15 protein-coding genes are annotated in these 14577 nt (G+C 61.5%); 1 reads left to right on the top strand and 14 read right to left on the bottom strand.

The window, feature by feature from the left end; all coding sequences use genetic code 11:
* The first annotated feature begins 121 nt into the window (after positions 1-121).
* A complete protein-coding gene (locus tag B5P46_RS08770; RefSeq protein WP_129418329.1) occupies positions 122-1108 on the top strand; it encodes an acyltransferase family protein in 987 nt (328 codons plus the stop codon).
* Positions 1109-1271: 163 nt separating this feature from the next.
* Here the strand turns inward: B5P46_RS08770 and B5P46_RS08760 are convergent, their stop codons facing one another.
* The 14 genes from B5P46_RS08760 to B5P46_RS08695 all read right to left on the bottom strand — a co-directional run bounded on the left by B5P46_RS08760 (position 1272) and on the right by B5P46_RS08695 (position 14572).
* Complete coding sequence (locus B5P46_RS08760) at positions 1272-2627, bottom strand: hypothetical protein (protein WP_129418328.1); 1356 nt, start codon at positions 2625-2627, stop codon at positions 1272-1274.
* Positions 2628-2898: 271 nt separating this feature from the next.
* Positions 2899-3657 (bottom strand): hypothetical protein, encoded by a 759-nt coding sequence (locus tag B5P46_RS08755; protein ID WP_129418327.1) that lies wholly within the window; start codon positions 3655-3657, stop codon positions 2899-2901.
* Between the two features lie 233 nt (positions 3658-3890).
* The gene (locus B5P46_RS08750; RefSeq protein ID WP_129418326.1) at positions 3891-4160 is read right to left on the bottom strand and encodes a hypothetical protein; all 270 of its coding nucleotides are present in this window, start codon (positions 4158-4160) and stop codon (positions 3891-3893) included.
* Positions 4161-4198: 38 nt separating this feature from the next.
* Entirely contained in the window at positions 4199-6130 is a 1932-nt protein-coding gene (locus B5P46_RS08745; protein WP_129418325.1) for a hypothetical protein, read from the bottom strand.
* A gap of 153 nt (positions 6131-6283) precedes the next feature.
* A complete protein-coding gene (locus tag B5P46_RS08740; RefSeq protein ID WP_206735323.1) occupies positions 6284-6589 on the bottom strand; it encodes a hypothetical protein in 306 nt (101 codons plus the stop codon).
* Entirely contained in the window at positions 6589-7593 is a 1005-nt protein-coding gene (locus B5P46_RS08735) for a tail fiber domain-containing protein (protein ID WP_129418323.1), read from the bottom strand. The genes B5P46_RS08740 and B5P46_RS08735 overlap by 1 nt, the downstream gene beginning before the upstream one ends.
* On the bottom strand, positions 7559-7975 hold the full coding sequence (locus B5P46_RS08730) for a GNAT family N-acetyltransferase (RefSeq protein ID WP_129418322.1): 417 nt from the start codon (positions 7973-7975) through the stop codon (positions 7559-7561). The genes B5P46_RS08735 and B5P46_RS08730 overlap by 35 nt, the downstream gene beginning before the upstream one ends.
* A complete protein-coding gene (locus B5P46_RS08725) occupies positions 7972-9795 on the bottom strand; it encodes a hypothetical protein (protein ID WP_129418321.1) in 1824 nt (607 codons plus the stop codon). The genes B5P46_RS08730 and B5P46_RS08725 overlap by 4 nt, the downstream gene beginning before the upstream one ends.
* A complete protein-coding gene (locus B5P46_RS08720; protein ID WP_129418320.1) occupies positions 9792-10499 on the bottom strand; it encodes a hypothetical protein in 708 nt (235 codons plus the stop codon). Before B5P46_RS08720 ends, B5P46_RS08725 begins: the two co-directional genes overlap by 4 nt.
* Positions 10500-10712: 213 nt before the next feature.
* Complete coding sequence (locus tag B5P46_RS08715; protein WP_129418319.1) at positions 10713-11282, bottom strand: hypothetical protein; 570 nt, start codon at positions 11280-11282, stop codon at positions 10713-10715.
* A gap of 68 nt (positions 11283-11350) precedes the next feature.
* Complete coding sequence (locus B5P46_RS08710) at positions 11351-12136, bottom strand: hypothetical protein (protein ID WP_129418318.1); 786 nt, start codon at positions 12134-12136, stop codon at positions 11351-11353.
* A 22-nt stretch (positions 12137-12158) separates the two neighbouring features.
* Positions 12159-13133, bottom strand: a complete 975-nt coding sequence (locus B5P46_RS08705) for a phage major capsid protein (protein ID WP_017990701.1) — start codon at positions 13131-13133, stop codon at positions 12159-12161.
* Positions 13134-13148: 15 nt separating this feature from the next.
* Positions 13149-14228, bottom strand: coding sequence for a hypothetical protein (locus tag B5P46_RS08700; RefSeq protein ID WP_129418317.1), 1080 nt, complete (start codon positions 14226-14228; stop codon positions 13149-13151).
* A gap of 32 nt (positions 14229-14260) precedes the next feature.
* A complete protein-coding gene (locus B5P46_RS08695) occupies positions 14261-14572 on the bottom strand; it encodes a hypothetical protein (RefSeq protein WP_129418316.1) in 312 nt (103 codons plus the stop codon).
* Positions 14573-14577: the final 5 nt, after the last annotated feature.

The following is a 14577-nucleotide window of genomic DNA, read 5'->3' as shown; positions in this document are numbered from 1 at the left end:
GCGCCAGTTATTTGACGTGAACGGGAGTGGTCTCCGGATTGTTGATGGGCAATATAGGTACCGTGAGGTACACTAATGGTTGTCTATTGCTAAAGTTTTCGCTTAGCGGTTACTTGGCGAAATGCGATCACTTCCGAGTTCAAACAGGATCGAAGGCCTGGATACCGTCAGAGCAGTTGCCGCGCTGTCTGTAGTATTCGCGCATTTGCTTGGGCCGTCGATGCCTGGGATCTCGCGATACATCTTCACCGGCCACCCTGCCGTGATCGCCTTCTTTGTGGTTTCCGGCTTCTGCATCCACTACCCGTATCGGTTACGTGGCCTCCAAGTCGCGCCATTCCTCACCGGTCGGTTTATCCGGATCGTGCCGCCCGCGACCGCCGCCTTCATCCTGGCCCAAGCCATGGGCATGAGGGCCTACAATCCGATCGACGGCTACATTCTCTGGTCCGTCGTCTGCGAAGCCGTCTACTATTGCCTGTACCCGCTGATCTTACCGATATCGCGCCGGATCGGATGGCCGGTTCTTATCGCCATTTCGGTCATTGCCTCCTATGGCGTAGCAATTGGCCTCGGCTCGGACCAATATGGGAACGCTATGAAATACGGGCCGCAGCTCAATTGGGTCGTCGGGCTACCTGCCTGGCTGCTTGGCTGTTATCTCGCCGAAAATCTCGACCGTCTGAAACTTCGTGGCAGTGTTTGGGGCTGGCGTGTCGCGACTGCCGCAAGTGCTTCCGCACTTTATTGGGCGACGACGAACACGGGCGCTGGCTTCTATCTGACGATGGTGCCGTTTTCAGTGCTGGCGGGATGCTGGATACTGGCAGAGATCAGGACAGCGACAGATCGAGGCCCGATAAGGTCTCTGGAAAAGATCGGCGCCGCTTGCTTCTCGATTTACCTCGTCCACGCCATAGCGGCGGCGGCTGTTGAGTTGATCGTGACGGCGCCGATCATCGTCTGCGCTCTTTCCCTTGCTCTGGTCTATCCCTTCTATCGATGGATCGAGAAGCCGTGCCATGCCGCCGCGCGCCGTGCCAAGGTAAAGATGGAGCAGTTAGAGGTCCGACGCCGCTTGGAAGAAAACGTCGATTTCGGCGGCTGAAAAACCCATGGCCGCGAACCCTGCTGCCATCATCGGGCTGTCCTTGACTAAGGTTCCGCTATAGTCGAGGCATCCTGCATTTCCTGTCCTGCTGGGCCACCCGTGACTTCAGGACGTCAAGCAGACCAGCGCGGCGAAGCATTAGCCGGAATTTCAAAAGGCATTATGCAGCCCTCCCACACGGGAAATAGAAACCATCGGTCCACATCCAGATAGTGCCGGCTGCGCCCGCGACTTGGCGGATCTGCTTGTTCGTGTTTGTCCATATATCCGCTGAGCCGATGGCATAGTTGCTGGCAACCTGGACAGCGCCGACGTTGCCGCCGTCATTACCGATGCTTGCAGCCAGTATCCCCTGCGATGGGTCTGAAAAAAGCGCGGAGGCCGTCGTGGCGGCAGAGGTATATTGGAATCTCAATTTTGCCTTAACCCGCGCTCCATTCGGCACCGTCAGCGCAATGAGTGCAGAACTCGGAGAGATAGCGCCACTGATCACGTCCTTAACCGGCGTCAGGAAGGTATATTCGTCACGCGGATACAGCACAAACGGCCGAATGTTCGAACTTCCATCGGTCAGTACGACGCCGATGCATTTCACGATTGTATAGCCGGCGAGCAGCGTCGTGGTAATGCCGCCGATGGTTGCCGAGGTGGAAAGAACAACGTCGAAAGACAGGTCTGCGTCCTTGCGCAAGGCATATGCAAAATATGTCGCATTTGCTGCGACGGCGCCGGCGTCGAGGCCGCCCGCGCCGGTTCCGCCCGCAAATGTCCCGGTCACCCTCTTGGTGAATGACGCTGCGCTGGAAACGAAACTCGACCCTGACCTGGCAGAGCCGGCGGTGAAATCGATATGGGTGTTCGGGTTGCCGCCGTTATTGGAAAGGATGAGTCCGACGACGAAATCGCCGACCGCCGAACTGTCAGCCTTACTCTGTATCCTGGCGAAGAGCTTGTTGGTGAAGAAAGCGGCGCCGGAACATATGATGTTGACGCTATAGCCGTCCTTGAGGACGAGCGTGGTCGCGCCGTCGATCGTCTCCACCCCGTTGGGATCAATTGTCACGTCCCCGCCATCGGCAATAACGCAATAGTGCCAGTTTGCGCCGAGCGTCGACGCTGCGGTCAGGGTGAGTGTCGCGGCAGCGGTAAAGCGATGAACCGCATTGTCGTCGGACGCAAGCGCCGTATAATCGCCTGACTTCGCCGCGTAAACCGAAGCCTTATCGAACGAGACGTCGACGCCGTTTTGCGTGAAGCCAAGCAGGCCGCCGCCCTTCAGATAGAGGCCGGTCTGCGGGGTCGAGGCGAAGCCGACACCCGGCGCGGACACTGTTCCGCCTGCGGCTTTTAGGGGGGCGACCATCGGTGCCGAGCCGTCGCGCGGCAGCGAGTTGGTGATTTCGTTACCGAGGTCGGTCGTCAGCGCATTCCATGGCACGGGGTCGATGACCTGGCCGACAGAGGGTGTCGTACCGGCAGGCTTTGAATAGACGCCGGTTGAGGGGTTCCTGGGCATTGATCGTCTCCAAAGAAAAAGGCCCCGCGCATGCGAGGCCATTGGTGGTGTCTTACGAAGGCGGTGCATAGGCGACTGTATTCGCACCGAATGAGCACGGCAGAGATCGACAGCCTCGATCGGCCACCTCAAGATCGCGGATATGGCAACGCACCCGTCTCTTCAAAGGCGGGCACTCGAATCTGTTCGCTGTTGAGATCGTGCGGCGGGGGAAACGGTGGCTTCGAAAGAGTGCACCCGTTTTCCGCGTTCTTTTCTGACCTAAATCGGGCTATCGCCTCTTAAATAAAAGGTCGGCTCCGTAGGCATCCGTTTTGCTGCCGGTGAGGCCGCTATTGCGACCTTCGAACCTGCCGATAAGATCGAAGCCCATTCGACCAGCTATTGCTGTCAACGACGCCTCTGAAATGGTTTGATGCGGGTAGCGAATATTGACGTCGTCGAACCCTTCAGGAATCGGTCCAGCGCCGTTGTCGAAGAGCCTGGATGACTGAACGCTGAATGCCTTCCGATTGGAGAAACAATTCCGCGCCAGATAAGCGTACCGTCCCGTCCTGCCGAGAGCATCACTCCATAGCCATTCAGGATCGGCCAGATATTGAAGCGTTCCGCTGCTATAGAAGACATCGTATCCATCGGGCAGTTGATCAGAATGCGATATCGATGGGCGCAGCGCCCTCGATGCATCCGACATTGCCTTGGTCTCGACCACGGTGAACGACCACGAAGGGAACCGCCGTTGCAGGACAGCGCACATCTCCCCGGCTGAACCGCCGAAATCAACGAACCGGCCAGAGGGCATGTCGAAGGTCTGGAGCAGTTCTTCTGGCGGCTTTGCGTAGGAATCCTCGTCGCCGACGATTTGCCGCGAGCGCGCCACCCTGAAAGCCGTGAGATCCCGCGACCCGTACTCGGCGCTGGCCGCTGCCGCGTGGGCCCAAGATCTATATCGCCTTTCCCGCGTATGCCACTGATAGGCGGCGACAATTGCAGACTTCGGTAATACCGCTTTGAGGAGCTTCTTGATCATAAGAGGCATCTACAACTTTGCCCTTCAGTTTGGAAGAGGCAACCGGTAGTCGAGGATAAGAGACCGTCGACGACACAGACATGCTTTCCGGCTACGAGCAGGTTGATGTCGTCTTGATAATCATCCGAGGCGATTTTAGCGTAATCGCCCTGCGATCGGCATCTCGTCGCCATCATGCGCGTCTGGTTGGCAGTTCTAGGTGTCCCATTCGTCCTGTCCGTTACTGGGATTAACTACCGGATGCGCTTGAACCGCAGAACAACGCCGTACATGACTTGACCGCCCTCAATGACACTCGAATTCCGATCGGCAGCCGTGAAGCGACGCACAGCGTCGTCGTCGGACGCAAGCACTGTTGAGCCATCGCGCGGCAGCGAGTTGGTGATTTCGTTACCGATGTCGGTGGTCAGCGCGTTCCACGGCACCGGGTCGATGACCTGGCCGACAGAGGGTGTCGTTCCGGCGGGCTTGGAATAGACGCCGGTGGATGGGTTTCTGGGCATTAATTTTCTCCGGAAGAAGCGACTGCTGGCGTGTTACGCTACCGATTTGGTTGTTGCTGCCATTGAGCGGCTTGCTGCGAAAGAAGGGCTTGAGCAAGCGCAGCGACTTGCGGGCTAGTTAGACGCGTGGGCTGGATCAGTTGGTTCTGGAGGTAAGCGCGAACCGGGGAAGATAAAAGAATTCTTCCGGCCACATAGGGGGCAGCGCCGCCGGCTATGGCGCCCAGCATTGCTCCATGACTGCCAGCCAACTTATGGCCAGCGCCGGCGCTAACAAGAGCCGGAATGACTTTTTGGATAAAACTGCGCACCGGTGAGCCACCGGAACTGGAAAGCGGTTTGAGGACCTCTTTCCCTGCCTTTACCAGTTCGGTGAAATCCCCATCCTCTTGGGCGGATGCGCGAGGGCTCTGCGGTCTCATGGCGCTCTGCAGGTGCGATGGAGAGATGATGCCTTTCGGAGCATCCTCGCCCGCAGCGGCGACGGCCTTTTCCAGATCCAGAAAATTGCGGTACTGACGCTTTGCCTCCTGCCAGGCGTTCAGGCTATTCGGGTCTTGCGTCGCGATCGATCGTTCCATGGCATCATCCATGGCGTTGCGGATAGCGGACAATGCTTCCGAAATTTCACGACTGTGCCAGTTTTTTGCTTGCTCTTCTTCAAGTCGAGAGCGGGTCGCCTTGTAGGTTTCACCTCGCTGGCCCCCGTTCACCAGGCGTGCAATATCGATTATTGAATCCTCGACAACCGGCGCGCGCGCGCCTTCCCCCACACGACTATTGTAGTTGCGCCTGGCAGTCGCGATGTCGTTTGCGAATTGCGGATCAGGGATCAGGCTGTTATTGGCGGCTAGCGCATCCAAGTCATCGCCGATGCGTGTCAATGCCTGATGCATCACCTCAGGCGTGGCGCGGTCTGCGCTGATGCCTGCACGAGAAACTGCCGCGTGCGTGTGTTGGTCGCCTTGCATTTCGCTGAATTTCTTCGCTGCTGCTCCACCAAGGTCGCTTTCGGCGTTGCGTAAGATGGTGCTGCCAGACGCCTGCCCCCCCGTCAGCTCAATCCCCTCGTTTCTCAGCGTCTGATTCATCAGCTGCCGTTCGGCGGAAACCGGCAGCGGCGTAATTAAACGTTCTCCAGCTGGAACAATACCGGAGCCGAGAAGCGCGCCGACGAGGCGAGCGTATGGCTCCAGTTTCGTGCCTTTGGTGAACTGCCCCGCAGTTTCGCTGGCAACCCCAGGGATCACGGCGAATTTGCCGATGTTCGTCAGCAAGTTGCTGGATCCACCAGTGAGCACGCCGGGAACGAACTCGCCAACCGTTTTCGCGTATTGTCCGGGCAGCGTCTTTGGCGCATAAAGGTTCTCGTCCATGAGACCACGAACCGAATCTTGTGCCCTCGCAAGAGGCCCACGCTCATCAAACGTCGGATGCAGAAAAGCTTGCCTCTCTTCGTCCGTCTTCTGAGGCAAACCTTTGGCGGACCTGTACCAACTTTCGAGCGTGTCGATGAGATAGCGCGAGGCGCCCATCTGCATGTCGTCGGTCATGCGGCCGACGGTGACGGGAAGGCCAGCTAATTCAACTGACCCACGAACGAGGCCGGAAGCGCCGGAAGCGGCGACATCCCCAGCGATAGAAGGCTCTTGAGGCGTCTGCGGCTCGCCAGTGATCAGTTTCTCGAGCGGGTTATGCTCGCGCTTCTGTCCTGTCTGCGCGCCGGTCGACTTCAGTATATCCAGTGCGGTCGACGGCTGCTGACCTATCTCCGAATCCTGATCCAACGCGGGCGCCGCTGCACCTGTCCCAGCCCCCACCTCGTCCGGATAGGGACCGGTAAGGATAGTACCACCGCCGATAGCGCGTATGGCGTCGATAATCGACAGATCGCCGGACTGCCGCGCATTGGGGGCAGCCCCAAGGCGGCGCATTTTCTTCAATGCCGGGGCTTCTTTAAAGTTTGACATCAAAGGCTCCTGTGGATTTGGGGATCGATGTAAAGTACTGTCGCTTGTTGACGTCTACTTCAACTGCGGACAGTCAGGTTGAGCGGAAGCGACTCAGGAGGCGCCGGTCTCAGGGCGCTCACTCAATTCTGGACAGCCAAGTCCAGGCGCTATTCATGGAACATTGCGCTTGCCGCTAAACAGCGACGACAGGAAACCGGGAGACTTCGCAGGCGGGGTGGACGGCGAGCCCGCCGGCGTGCCCGTTGGCTCGGCAGTCGCCGCCCGCTGCTCCTCATTCTGCTGCCTGATCTCCAGCCCACCCATCAGCGCCTGCGCCAGCCGCGCCGCGCCCTGCCACGGCGATTGCACCGGGCTCGCATCCATGCCCTGCTGCAGCATGGCGTAGGCCAGCCGCTTGCGCTGGTCGTCGATGTCGCTGTGCGTCTTGCCGGTATCGCCGCCGAAAATATATGCCATCAGCTCACCGCCCTTTCATAATCGACGCGGTCGAAGCCGTCGGCATGTTCCAACACGGCGTCCGGATGGATCTCGCGCACATCGTCGGACATCAGGCCGATCTGCATCGGGCCGCCCTCCTTGTAGCGGAAGGCATAGACCGGCAGGCCGTTATCCAGCGTGCCGACGCGTTTGATGTTTTCCTTGAGCCGACGGTCGGATTTCGCCCAGCCGCCGAGCAGCGAGCCGCCAAGACCGAAGAGGCCGCCCATCGTCGCATTTGATTGCGCGACCTGCCGGTCATAAAGGCCCATTTTCTGATTGAAGTTCTCATTGATCAGCCCGGCCTGATCGACGGTCGGCAGTTGCGTGGTCGGCGTGTTGACATAGCTCGGCTGATGGACCTGCGAGCCCGACATCAGCGCCGAAATCTCGTTCAGCGGCTGGTTTCGCTCGGTCAGGATCGAGTTCTGGGCATTCGAATACATGTCGCCGAGATACTGGTCGGAGGCGGCCTGCTTGCGCGTCGAAAAATCGCGCATGGCGTTGTCGTAGGCGGCCGAGCCCATCGAGATGCCCTTGTCGGCAAGGCTCTGATCGAGGCTCGCCTGGTCGCGGTCCCACTGGTTGTTGAAGCCGGACTGCCAGTGATCGTTGACATATTTGTCGACATTGCCGGCGCTGAGATCGACGTTGGTGCCGAGAACGCCGGAGATCTTGCCGGTCTGGTCGTTGGCGAGCTTGGCAAGGCCGAGCTGCGTCTGCTGCGTCTGGTCGTAGATCGCCTGGTTCTCGGGCGAATAGGTCTGATAGGCGGAATAGGTCGGCAGCCGATAGGTCTTGCCGTTCTGGTCGGTCATCGTCTGGTAGCCGCTGACCTTGTATTCCAGAGAGCCATCCGGCGTGTATTGGTTGGTGTGGCTGAGGCCCGCATTGGCGATGGCGGTGTCGACGTTGGTGGCCGTCTGCGCCGCTGCGGTCTGTGTCGGATCAGGCGCCTTCGGGGCCTTCGGCGTGGAGACCATAGGGAAAATCCTCTTTCATGATTGCGTAAAGCAGCGCGTCGCAGTCGCCGAAATAGGCTTGCTGGCGGCCTTCCAGGCGGGCGCCCAGTCGTGCCAGAACCTTCTGGGATTCGGCATTGTCGGCGCGGGTCCTTGCGGTTGCGCGGCGGCAGCCGAGCTGATGCACGACATAGCGGAAGACCGATCGCATCAGCGTCAGCGTCAGCCGGTCGGCGGCAAGCGAAACCTCGACGTCATGCTCGGTCCAGACGTTGAAGACGAAGCCGGCGATGATCCGGCCGCGGTCGATCTGGGCAAGCGTGGTGTAAGGCGGATGGAAGCTCGCGCCGATCCTGGCCCCGACCCAGGTCGCGATCTCCTCGCGCGGTTCGGAGACGATCAAATCGGCGCGCCCTTTTCGTAAAGCACCGAACCGCCGACCACGGCCGCTTCCGAGACGGAGCCGGACGAGCCCGAGATCAGCGCGCGGATTGTCGGCGCCAAGGCCGAACCGGCGCCGCCGGCGGAGGCGAATTTGCGGACAAGCGAAATGCCCGGGAATTTCGAGACACCCCAGACCGCCGTTCCCCACTTCGCCGCCGTATTGTTCTCGATCGACGACAGAAGCGCGTTGGGAATCTTGGTCTGGTAGTCGACCGAGATCCCGGCATACATCAGCGTCGACACCCCGATCTGCGCCGTCACCCCGATCAGCTTCGAGAGCTTGGTCGAGAGCCCATCGCCATAGCGGCTCCAGGCGCCGACCATCAGCGCATCGATCGCCACGCCATTGTCGTTGGCGCCGACCTCGGCCTCATAAACCGTGCCGTCGCCCGCGCCGAAGAACAGCCGGTCCTGCCATGTCGCCCAGCAGGAGGCGGGCATGCCGACGAAGCGGCACCAGGCCCCGGTTTCGGTGTTCATCACATATTGATAGGGGCCGAAGGAGGACGGCAGGTTGACGATCGCCATCTGCCGCGCCGGAAAACTCGAAAGCTGCCACTCCTCAGAGGTCGTACCGGTCGCCGCAACGGTCTCGCGCCAGGTCGGGCCGATCTTGGCGGTAATCGCCCCGAGGCTGGTGGCACCGCGATCGAGCTGCACGGCCTTGGTGATCGGCACGATGCCATCCGTCGTCATGATCGCCAGATCGGCGCCGACGGAGAGCAGGCATCGATCGGTGCCGAGCGGCCGGCCGAGCTTGAAGGTGCCGATCAGGCCCCAATTGGAAGCACTCGAGGGATCGGAGCCCTGGAAAACGATCACCTCGCCTTCCGAGGAGATCAGCACCAGGCACTGCTGCAGGCCCGTCGAAACGGGGATGGTCCAGACGTTGATCGCAATCAGCGTGCCGCCATATTTCATATTGCCGCCGACCGGCAGCACCGTCGCCGTGCCGCTGACGGCATCGGTGGCGAGATACCAGACATTGGTCGAATTCTTCTCGATGAACCACAGGCGCGAGCGATAGGCGGTGACGGCAATCAGCAGCGAGGCATCAGGAATCCCCGTGATCATCGTCGAGGGAACGTAAGGTGTCGCGACCGCGCCCGTCTCAAGCTGCGCATTGGTGACCGTTCCCGAGACGGTGACGACAAGCGTGCCGGCCGCCGGCGTGAAGGTCAGCGACACCCGGTTGGCGACGCCCGTGCCGTTCAGCGTGCCGGTGAAAGCGCCGGAAAGGGTGACGGAGCCGGTGCCGAAGAAGCTCAGCGTATAGGGCACGTTCCGGACGGCGACGTTCTGGGTGGCGAGCGTTGCCGTGCCGACCAGAAAATTATTCGTCCAGGCGGTGCCGTTGAAGAGCAGCGGCGTGTCGAGGCCGTTGACGAGGCGCAGAAACTCCTGGCCGGCGGGGTTGGTATATTGCTGCACCGACCAATGGGCGCTTGCCATGCCGGAGACGACGGGCGCACCGACGACGCCGCCCGCCGTGACGTCGAAGATCTTGTCTCCGGCGGCGGCAAACAGCCTGTTGCCGACGCCGGAATAGGGAATGACCGTCTGCACGTCGGCGCCAAGGCCGGTGGCGAAGGCCAGGAAGCCGTAGCGGGCGCGCACTCGGTTGGCCTCGGGAAAGAAGTTGTCGAGCTGAAACGCCGCATCGGCAGGCATATCCGCCATCTCGACATCGGTTCGCCAGCCGCCGATCGGCGCGATCCAGTCTTTGCCTGGCGAAACGCGGCCGGTGCGCCCGTTTTGAGGGACAGGTCTGCGGGTCATGGGTTGGACACCGTGATGGTGCCGGGCCAATAGTTCTCGGGCGTCTGACCCCTCGCCGGCAGGGAGAGGTCGACGGGGCTTGCCGCCCGATCGGCGCCGATCGCGGCTTCCTTGGATCGCTCGAAACTGGCGATCTCCTCGCCATAGTCGAGGCCCTTGGCCCGCTTCCAGCGCCAGATCAGCGAAAGTTCGAGAAGATCTTCGGGAAAACGGGCGGTATCGGTGTCGCCAGCCCAATTGGCGGCATAGGTCGCCTCGCCATTCAGCGCCACCCAGAAGCCGGAAATATAGTCGTAAGCCATCGTCTCGCCGGCAGCGTTCGGATGGATGTCGAGCTTGCCGCCGGCCATGCGCCAGATCTGCGGCACCGGGTTGGAATTGATGATCCTGTTGCGCTGCCAGGTCTGCGGCTCCACCGGGCCGTTGAGCTGCCAGAGACGCGAGGCATTCCAGATCTTCGAATTGGCGGCGAAGCGGTCCCAGTCGGCGGGCGGCTCGGCCGGCTCCGGGTTGGCGCCCGTCGTTGTGAATTGCCGCTGCACCATCAGCGCCGACCAGTCATGCTCGCGCATCAGATCGCGGCCGGCGCGGGTGGAGAGGATGCGCAGCTGCATGATCTGCGGATCCGCCGAAGACATGACGGCCGTCGGCGGATCGAGGTCGATTTCCGCGCAGACATTCTGAATGATGGTCAAGAGCGACATGCGCGGATCTCCGATTCAGAGCAGTTGCTGTGGGCGTGGCGAGGTAGGCGAATTTACTTGAGGGTTGTGCCGCGTGGCCCCCTCATCCGCCCTACGGGCACCTTCTCCCCGAGGGGAGAAGAGGGAGTCGAGACGTCGCCGCGAGCCTCTTCTCCCCAGCGGGGAGAAGGTGCCGGCAGGCGGATGAGGGGGGCGGCTTGTTTTAAGGCTTCGTCAGGCCGCTTGCCGGCTGCGGCCCTTGCCGCCCTGGCGTTCGCTTTCCAGCGCCTCGAAGCGCGAGGCCATCTCCTTCATCTGCTCCTGCAGCCGCGTCACCTCGTCCTTCAGCCGCTCGTTTTCGGCGGCAAAGGCCGAGGCGGCACTCGAGTTTTCAGCGGTGGCCAGATAGGCGCGGGCGGCGGCGACGAGCTCGTTCGCCCCCATGCCGATCTTCTGCTTGACGGTATCGGAAAGTGCTGCGAGCTGCTCGACGGTATAGATGTTGACCGCCTCCAGCTCCTTGATCTGGCTGGGCTTCAGATAGGGCCATTGCGCCAGCGGCGTGCCGGTCAGCTGCTCGCGGGCGGCAGCGCCTTCCCTGAAACGCTTATAGGCATCGGAAAAGCGCTGTTTGTCGTTCTCCGTCACCTCGCGATAGACTTCGGTGTGTTTGTCGCCCGAGATGAAGATGCGGACGAATTCCTTGTCGGCAAAGATCGGCCGGCCTTCCTTCTCCGTCAGAAAGGTCTGCTCGACCGGTTCGAGGCTGAAGGAGGCATAAATTCCGGTGTTGCTGTCGGGCATGGTGCGTGTCTCGCTGTTGATGGCGGGGGAATGAGGAACGGGCGCCGCAGCGCCCGTTGGTTGACGGTTTAGTTCACCTTCGACAGGAACGGACGCATCAGCGTTGCCTCGAGCACGCCCGTTGCGGTGATGGTAATGCCCGTGCCGTTGGCGGTGGCGTTGGCCGAGAGCGTGATGCTCTGGACGACGCCGCTCGGGCTGTAGGTGATGCCCGAGATGATGGTTCCGCCTGATATACCGGTGCCGGAGACGGCCGCGCCGATGAACGGGCCGGAACCGGCATTCAGCCCGGAAAGGCTTGTCAGCAGGTTGGAGCCGTTGACCGTGGTGGCCGTGAACGTCTGGTTGGCCGCCGCGAAGTTGACGTTGGCGATGGCCTTGGTGGTTGCCGTGGCCGATGCCGGGGCGCTCGCCTGGCCTGCCGTGGTGGTGGTTTCGGCAACGACGAGGGCCGCCGTTGCGGTTGCGACCAATGCCGGCGCCTGGCCATTGCGCTGCAGCCAGACGTAATAGGTACCAGGTGCAAGTGTGATGGCACCGACCGGACCGCCGGCCAGTGTCGGGGGCTGGGCAGCACCAGAGAAGACGCCGCAGCGCTGGCCGACGACGGCAGCCGCCGTGGTCAGCAGCGAAGCGACATAATCCCTGGTCCACTGGAACCACTGGCCGGGCTGAAGGGTCGTCTGCGAGGCCAGCACCAGCTGGCAGTAGACCCATTCGGATTCGCGGTCCCCGCCGGCGACAGCGCCGAGGGAGAAGTTCGGGCCTGGAACACCGGAGCCGGCAACGATCGGGCCTTCGACGACGAACGGGTTCGCGCCAAGACGATCGGTCTGAGAAATTGCGATGGTCATTGGAGTTGATCCTTTCGTTCGATCAGGCGAACAGCACGCCCTGCAGGAAGGCGTTGTTCATGGTGAGGTTGCCGGCAAAGCCCATGAGCTGGACGAAGGCATCCTGGTTGGTGTTCATGCGCTCGTCGCCGATTGGAGCCATGTCGCGGTCGCGGTGCGGGCGATAGAACAGGTACTTGGTGTTCAGGAAGAACATCTGGTTGAGCGGCGCGCCGCCGCCGAAGCCGCCGTCGAAGATCACGTCGGCACCCATGTATTGCAGCGACTGGAAGCCGGCCATGCCCTTGTCCGCGGAGGTGATGCGCTGGATTGCCTGCAGCGATTCCCAATAGAGGCGGAAGAAGTTGTTGTCGGCGACGACCAGATCCGGCGCGTCGGAGCCGCGAACGCAGGACATGTAGAGCCGGTTCATGTAGCTCTGGATGTTGGCATTCGAGGCGGCGGCACCACCATCGGCCGAGGCCGAGAATTTCTGGTTGCGCCAGAAACCCCAGGTGGCGCGCGAGATGCCGCCGACGGTGCCCGATGTCGGAGAGGTCGAGATCAGCAGCTGCAACCCGCCGATCTGACGCCCGCCATCGGCCGTGCCATCGGAATAGCAGTCGAGCGCGATGTTGTTCTTCAGCGTCGTTTCGGCGTTCTCGATGCGCTGCTCGAGCAGATCGAGGATCGCATCCTCGCCGGAGTTCTGCAGCTGTTCGAGGCCGGACATCGAGACGGCAACCGCGGCCTGCTTGAGGTCGTATTCGGCAGCGGTGATGACGTCGGAGGGCTGGACATTGAGGATATCGTAGCCGGAATAGCGCTTGAAGGTGCTGTTTTCCTGATACTGCAGTTCCTGGACGATGGTGCGGCCGCCGGAGATGGGCTTCTTGCGGCCGCGGCTGTTCAGACGGGTGAGAAGACCGTTGTTCTTCGTCACGTCGTCGGCGACCGTGCCGCTGCGATTGCGCAGCGTCGTGGTCACGATTTCAGAAAGGTTGGGCGAGATGGGCATTGATCATTCCTTTGATCAGACTTGACCGCGCGAAAAACGCATGGCGTCGCGCAGCGAGTCTCGGATTGAGGTGGGCTGGCCTCTTGCCGCATCGCGGGTCGGGCCCGGCGCGGAAGATCCAGAGATGGATCGCGAGGCGCGGCGGGCTTGATCTGCCGCTGCTGCCCTCTGGGCTTGCTGTTGGTGGACGGGCGCCTGTGCAGTCTGGCTGATCAACTGCCGGCGAATGTCCGGGCGCATCCAGCATGCGGCGTCGTAGGCGTCCTGAAGCGACGATGCCCGCCCTGCGTTGATAAGGGCGATCATGTCATCAAGCACGTCATCGGCGTGCGCGTTTGCCGGGTCGGAAAGGAAGGCATCGACTTGAGTTTCGGTGTCCCTTTTCCGCAAAACATGTTCGACCGTCGCCTCGACATTGACGTGTCGCGGCTGCGGTCCTCCTTGCTGTGGTCCGGCCTGCTGCGCGTTGCGCTGCAGGACCTGTTCCATCTGGCCATTGACCAGGGCGTGAAGATTGACCCCGGCCATCCTGGCGACGTGAACGACGGTGTTGACGGGATCGTGGATGAGCGCCTTTTCCCAGTCGATCGCCCGGCGCATGACGTCGGCATGGGTCATGCCGGCCTGGCGGATGAGCGGCGTGAATTCCTCGAGCCCCTTGTAATCCTGCAGGACGCGGAAGCCGTTATCGACCTCCTGCTCCCGCTTGGTGATGGCCGCTTGCACTTCCCCGGGAAGGGTCGCGAATTGCGCCTTGGCTTCTGCCGACCAGCCGGGCGGAACCCGGCTGCCGATGGTTGCGGGCTGCTCACGGGGCTGCATCTGGGCCTGTGCTTGGGGCGTCTGCTGAGCGGCATTTGCCGCAGGCACCTGCCCTGCCCTTGTCGCGGCGGCTTGCTCCTGCCCCTTGGCCAGGAAGCGGCCGTTTTCCCCGTCGCGCGGCTGGCCGGCGATATCGCCCGGTCCATTGCCTTCGACGGTGTCGATCGCCGCCTTCAGGCTGTCGCGGATGCTGACCGGCCTGTCATTCAGGGGCTTGTCGTCGAACGCGCCAAAATCTTCGCTGCCGTTGCCGGCCTCGTTTAGGTCTTCCATAGGGTATTCCTTTTTCGGGGATTGATGCCCGTTCAGGCGTTGTATTCGGCGTGAACTCGCCGCAGTTCTTTGCGGATCTCGTTGCGATCCGTTTTCGGCGTCTCGATCGGCTGCGGCTTTTCGTTGCCGATCTCGACCACGCCGGCCGCCCGGTAGGCGGAGCGCAGCTTGGCTTTCGAGGTGTAATGCCTGCCGTCATGCATCGACTGGATATCGATGCTGTCGCTGACGAAATGCGGCGCCGGCAGATCGGACTGCGCCGGGTTTTGCGCCGGCATGCAGTTGTGCGGCCATTTGTCGAGCCCGTGCCAGCCGCCGCAGACGCGGCAATAGCGTTCTCTCATGCTTC

It is taken from the genome of Rhizobium leguminosarum, from assembly GCF_004123835.1.
Taxonomy (GTDB): Bacteria; Pseudomonadota; Alphaproteobacteria; order Rhizobiales; family Rhizobiaceae; genus Rhizobium; species Rhizobium leguminosarum_M.
The sequence above is the reverse complement of the archived record's forward strand: the minus strand, read 5'-3'. Positions and strand labels throughout refer to the sequence as shown.

Bases quoted from the DNA above. Each gene is read 5' to 3' on its own strand.
- B5P46_RS08770 (WP_129418329.1), top strand. From the start codon at position 122: ATGCGATCACTTCCGAGTTCAAACAGGATCGAAGGCCTGGATACCGTC.
- B5P46_RS08760 (WP_129418328.1), bottom strand. From the start codon at position 2,627: ATGCCCAGGAACCCCTCAACCGGCGTCTATTCAAAGCCTGCCGGTACG.
- B5P46_RS08755 (WP_129418327.1), bottom strand. From the start codon at position 3,657: ATGATCAAGAAGCTCCTCAAAGCGGTATTACCGAAGTCTGCAATTGTC.
- B5P46_RS08750 (WP_129418326.1), bottom strand. From the start codon at position 4,160: ATGCCCAGAAACCCATCCACCGGCGTCTATTCCAAGCCCGCCGGAACG.
- B5P46_RS08745 (WP_129418325.1), bottom strand. From the start codon at position 6,130: ATGTCAAACTTTAAAGAAGCCCCGGCATTGAAGAAAATGCGCCGCCTT.
- B5P46_RS08740 (WP_206735323.1), bottom strand. From the start codon at position 6,589: ATGGCATATATTTTCGGCGGCGATACCGGCAAGACGCACAGCGACATC.
- B5P46_RS08735 (WP_129418323.1), bottom strand. From the start codon at position 7,593: ATGGTCTCCACGCCGAAGGCCCCGAAGGCGCCTGATCCGACACAGACC.
- B5P46_RS08725 (WP_129418321.1), bottom strand. From the start codon at position 9,795: ATGACCCGCAGACCTGTCCCTCAAAACGGGCGCACCGGCCGCGTTTCG.
- B5P46_RS08720 (WP_129418320.1), bottom strand. From the start codon at position 10,499: ATGTCGCTCTTGACCATCATTCAGAATGTCTGCGCGGAAATCGACCTC.
- B5P46_RS08715 (WP_129418319.1), bottom strand. From the start codon at position 11,282: ATGCCCGACAGCAACACCGGAATTTATGCCTCCTTCAGCCTCGAACCG.
- B5P46_RS08710 (WP_129418318.1), bottom strand. From the start codon at position 12,136: ATGACCATCGCAATTTCTCAGACCGATCGTCTTGGCGCGAACCCGTTC.
- B5P46_RS08705 (WP_017990701.1), bottom strand. From the start codon at position 13,133: ATGCCCATCTCGCCCAACCTTTCTGAAATCGTGACCACGACGCTGCGC.
- B5P46_RS08700 (WP_129418317.1), bottom strand. From the start codon at position 14,228: ATGGAAGACCTAAACGAGGCCGGCAACGGCAGCGAAGATTTTGGCGCG.
- B5P46_RS08695 (WP_129418316.1), bottom strand. From the start codon at position 14,572: ATGAGAGAACGCTATTGCCGCGTCTGCGGCGGCTGGCACGGGCTCGAC.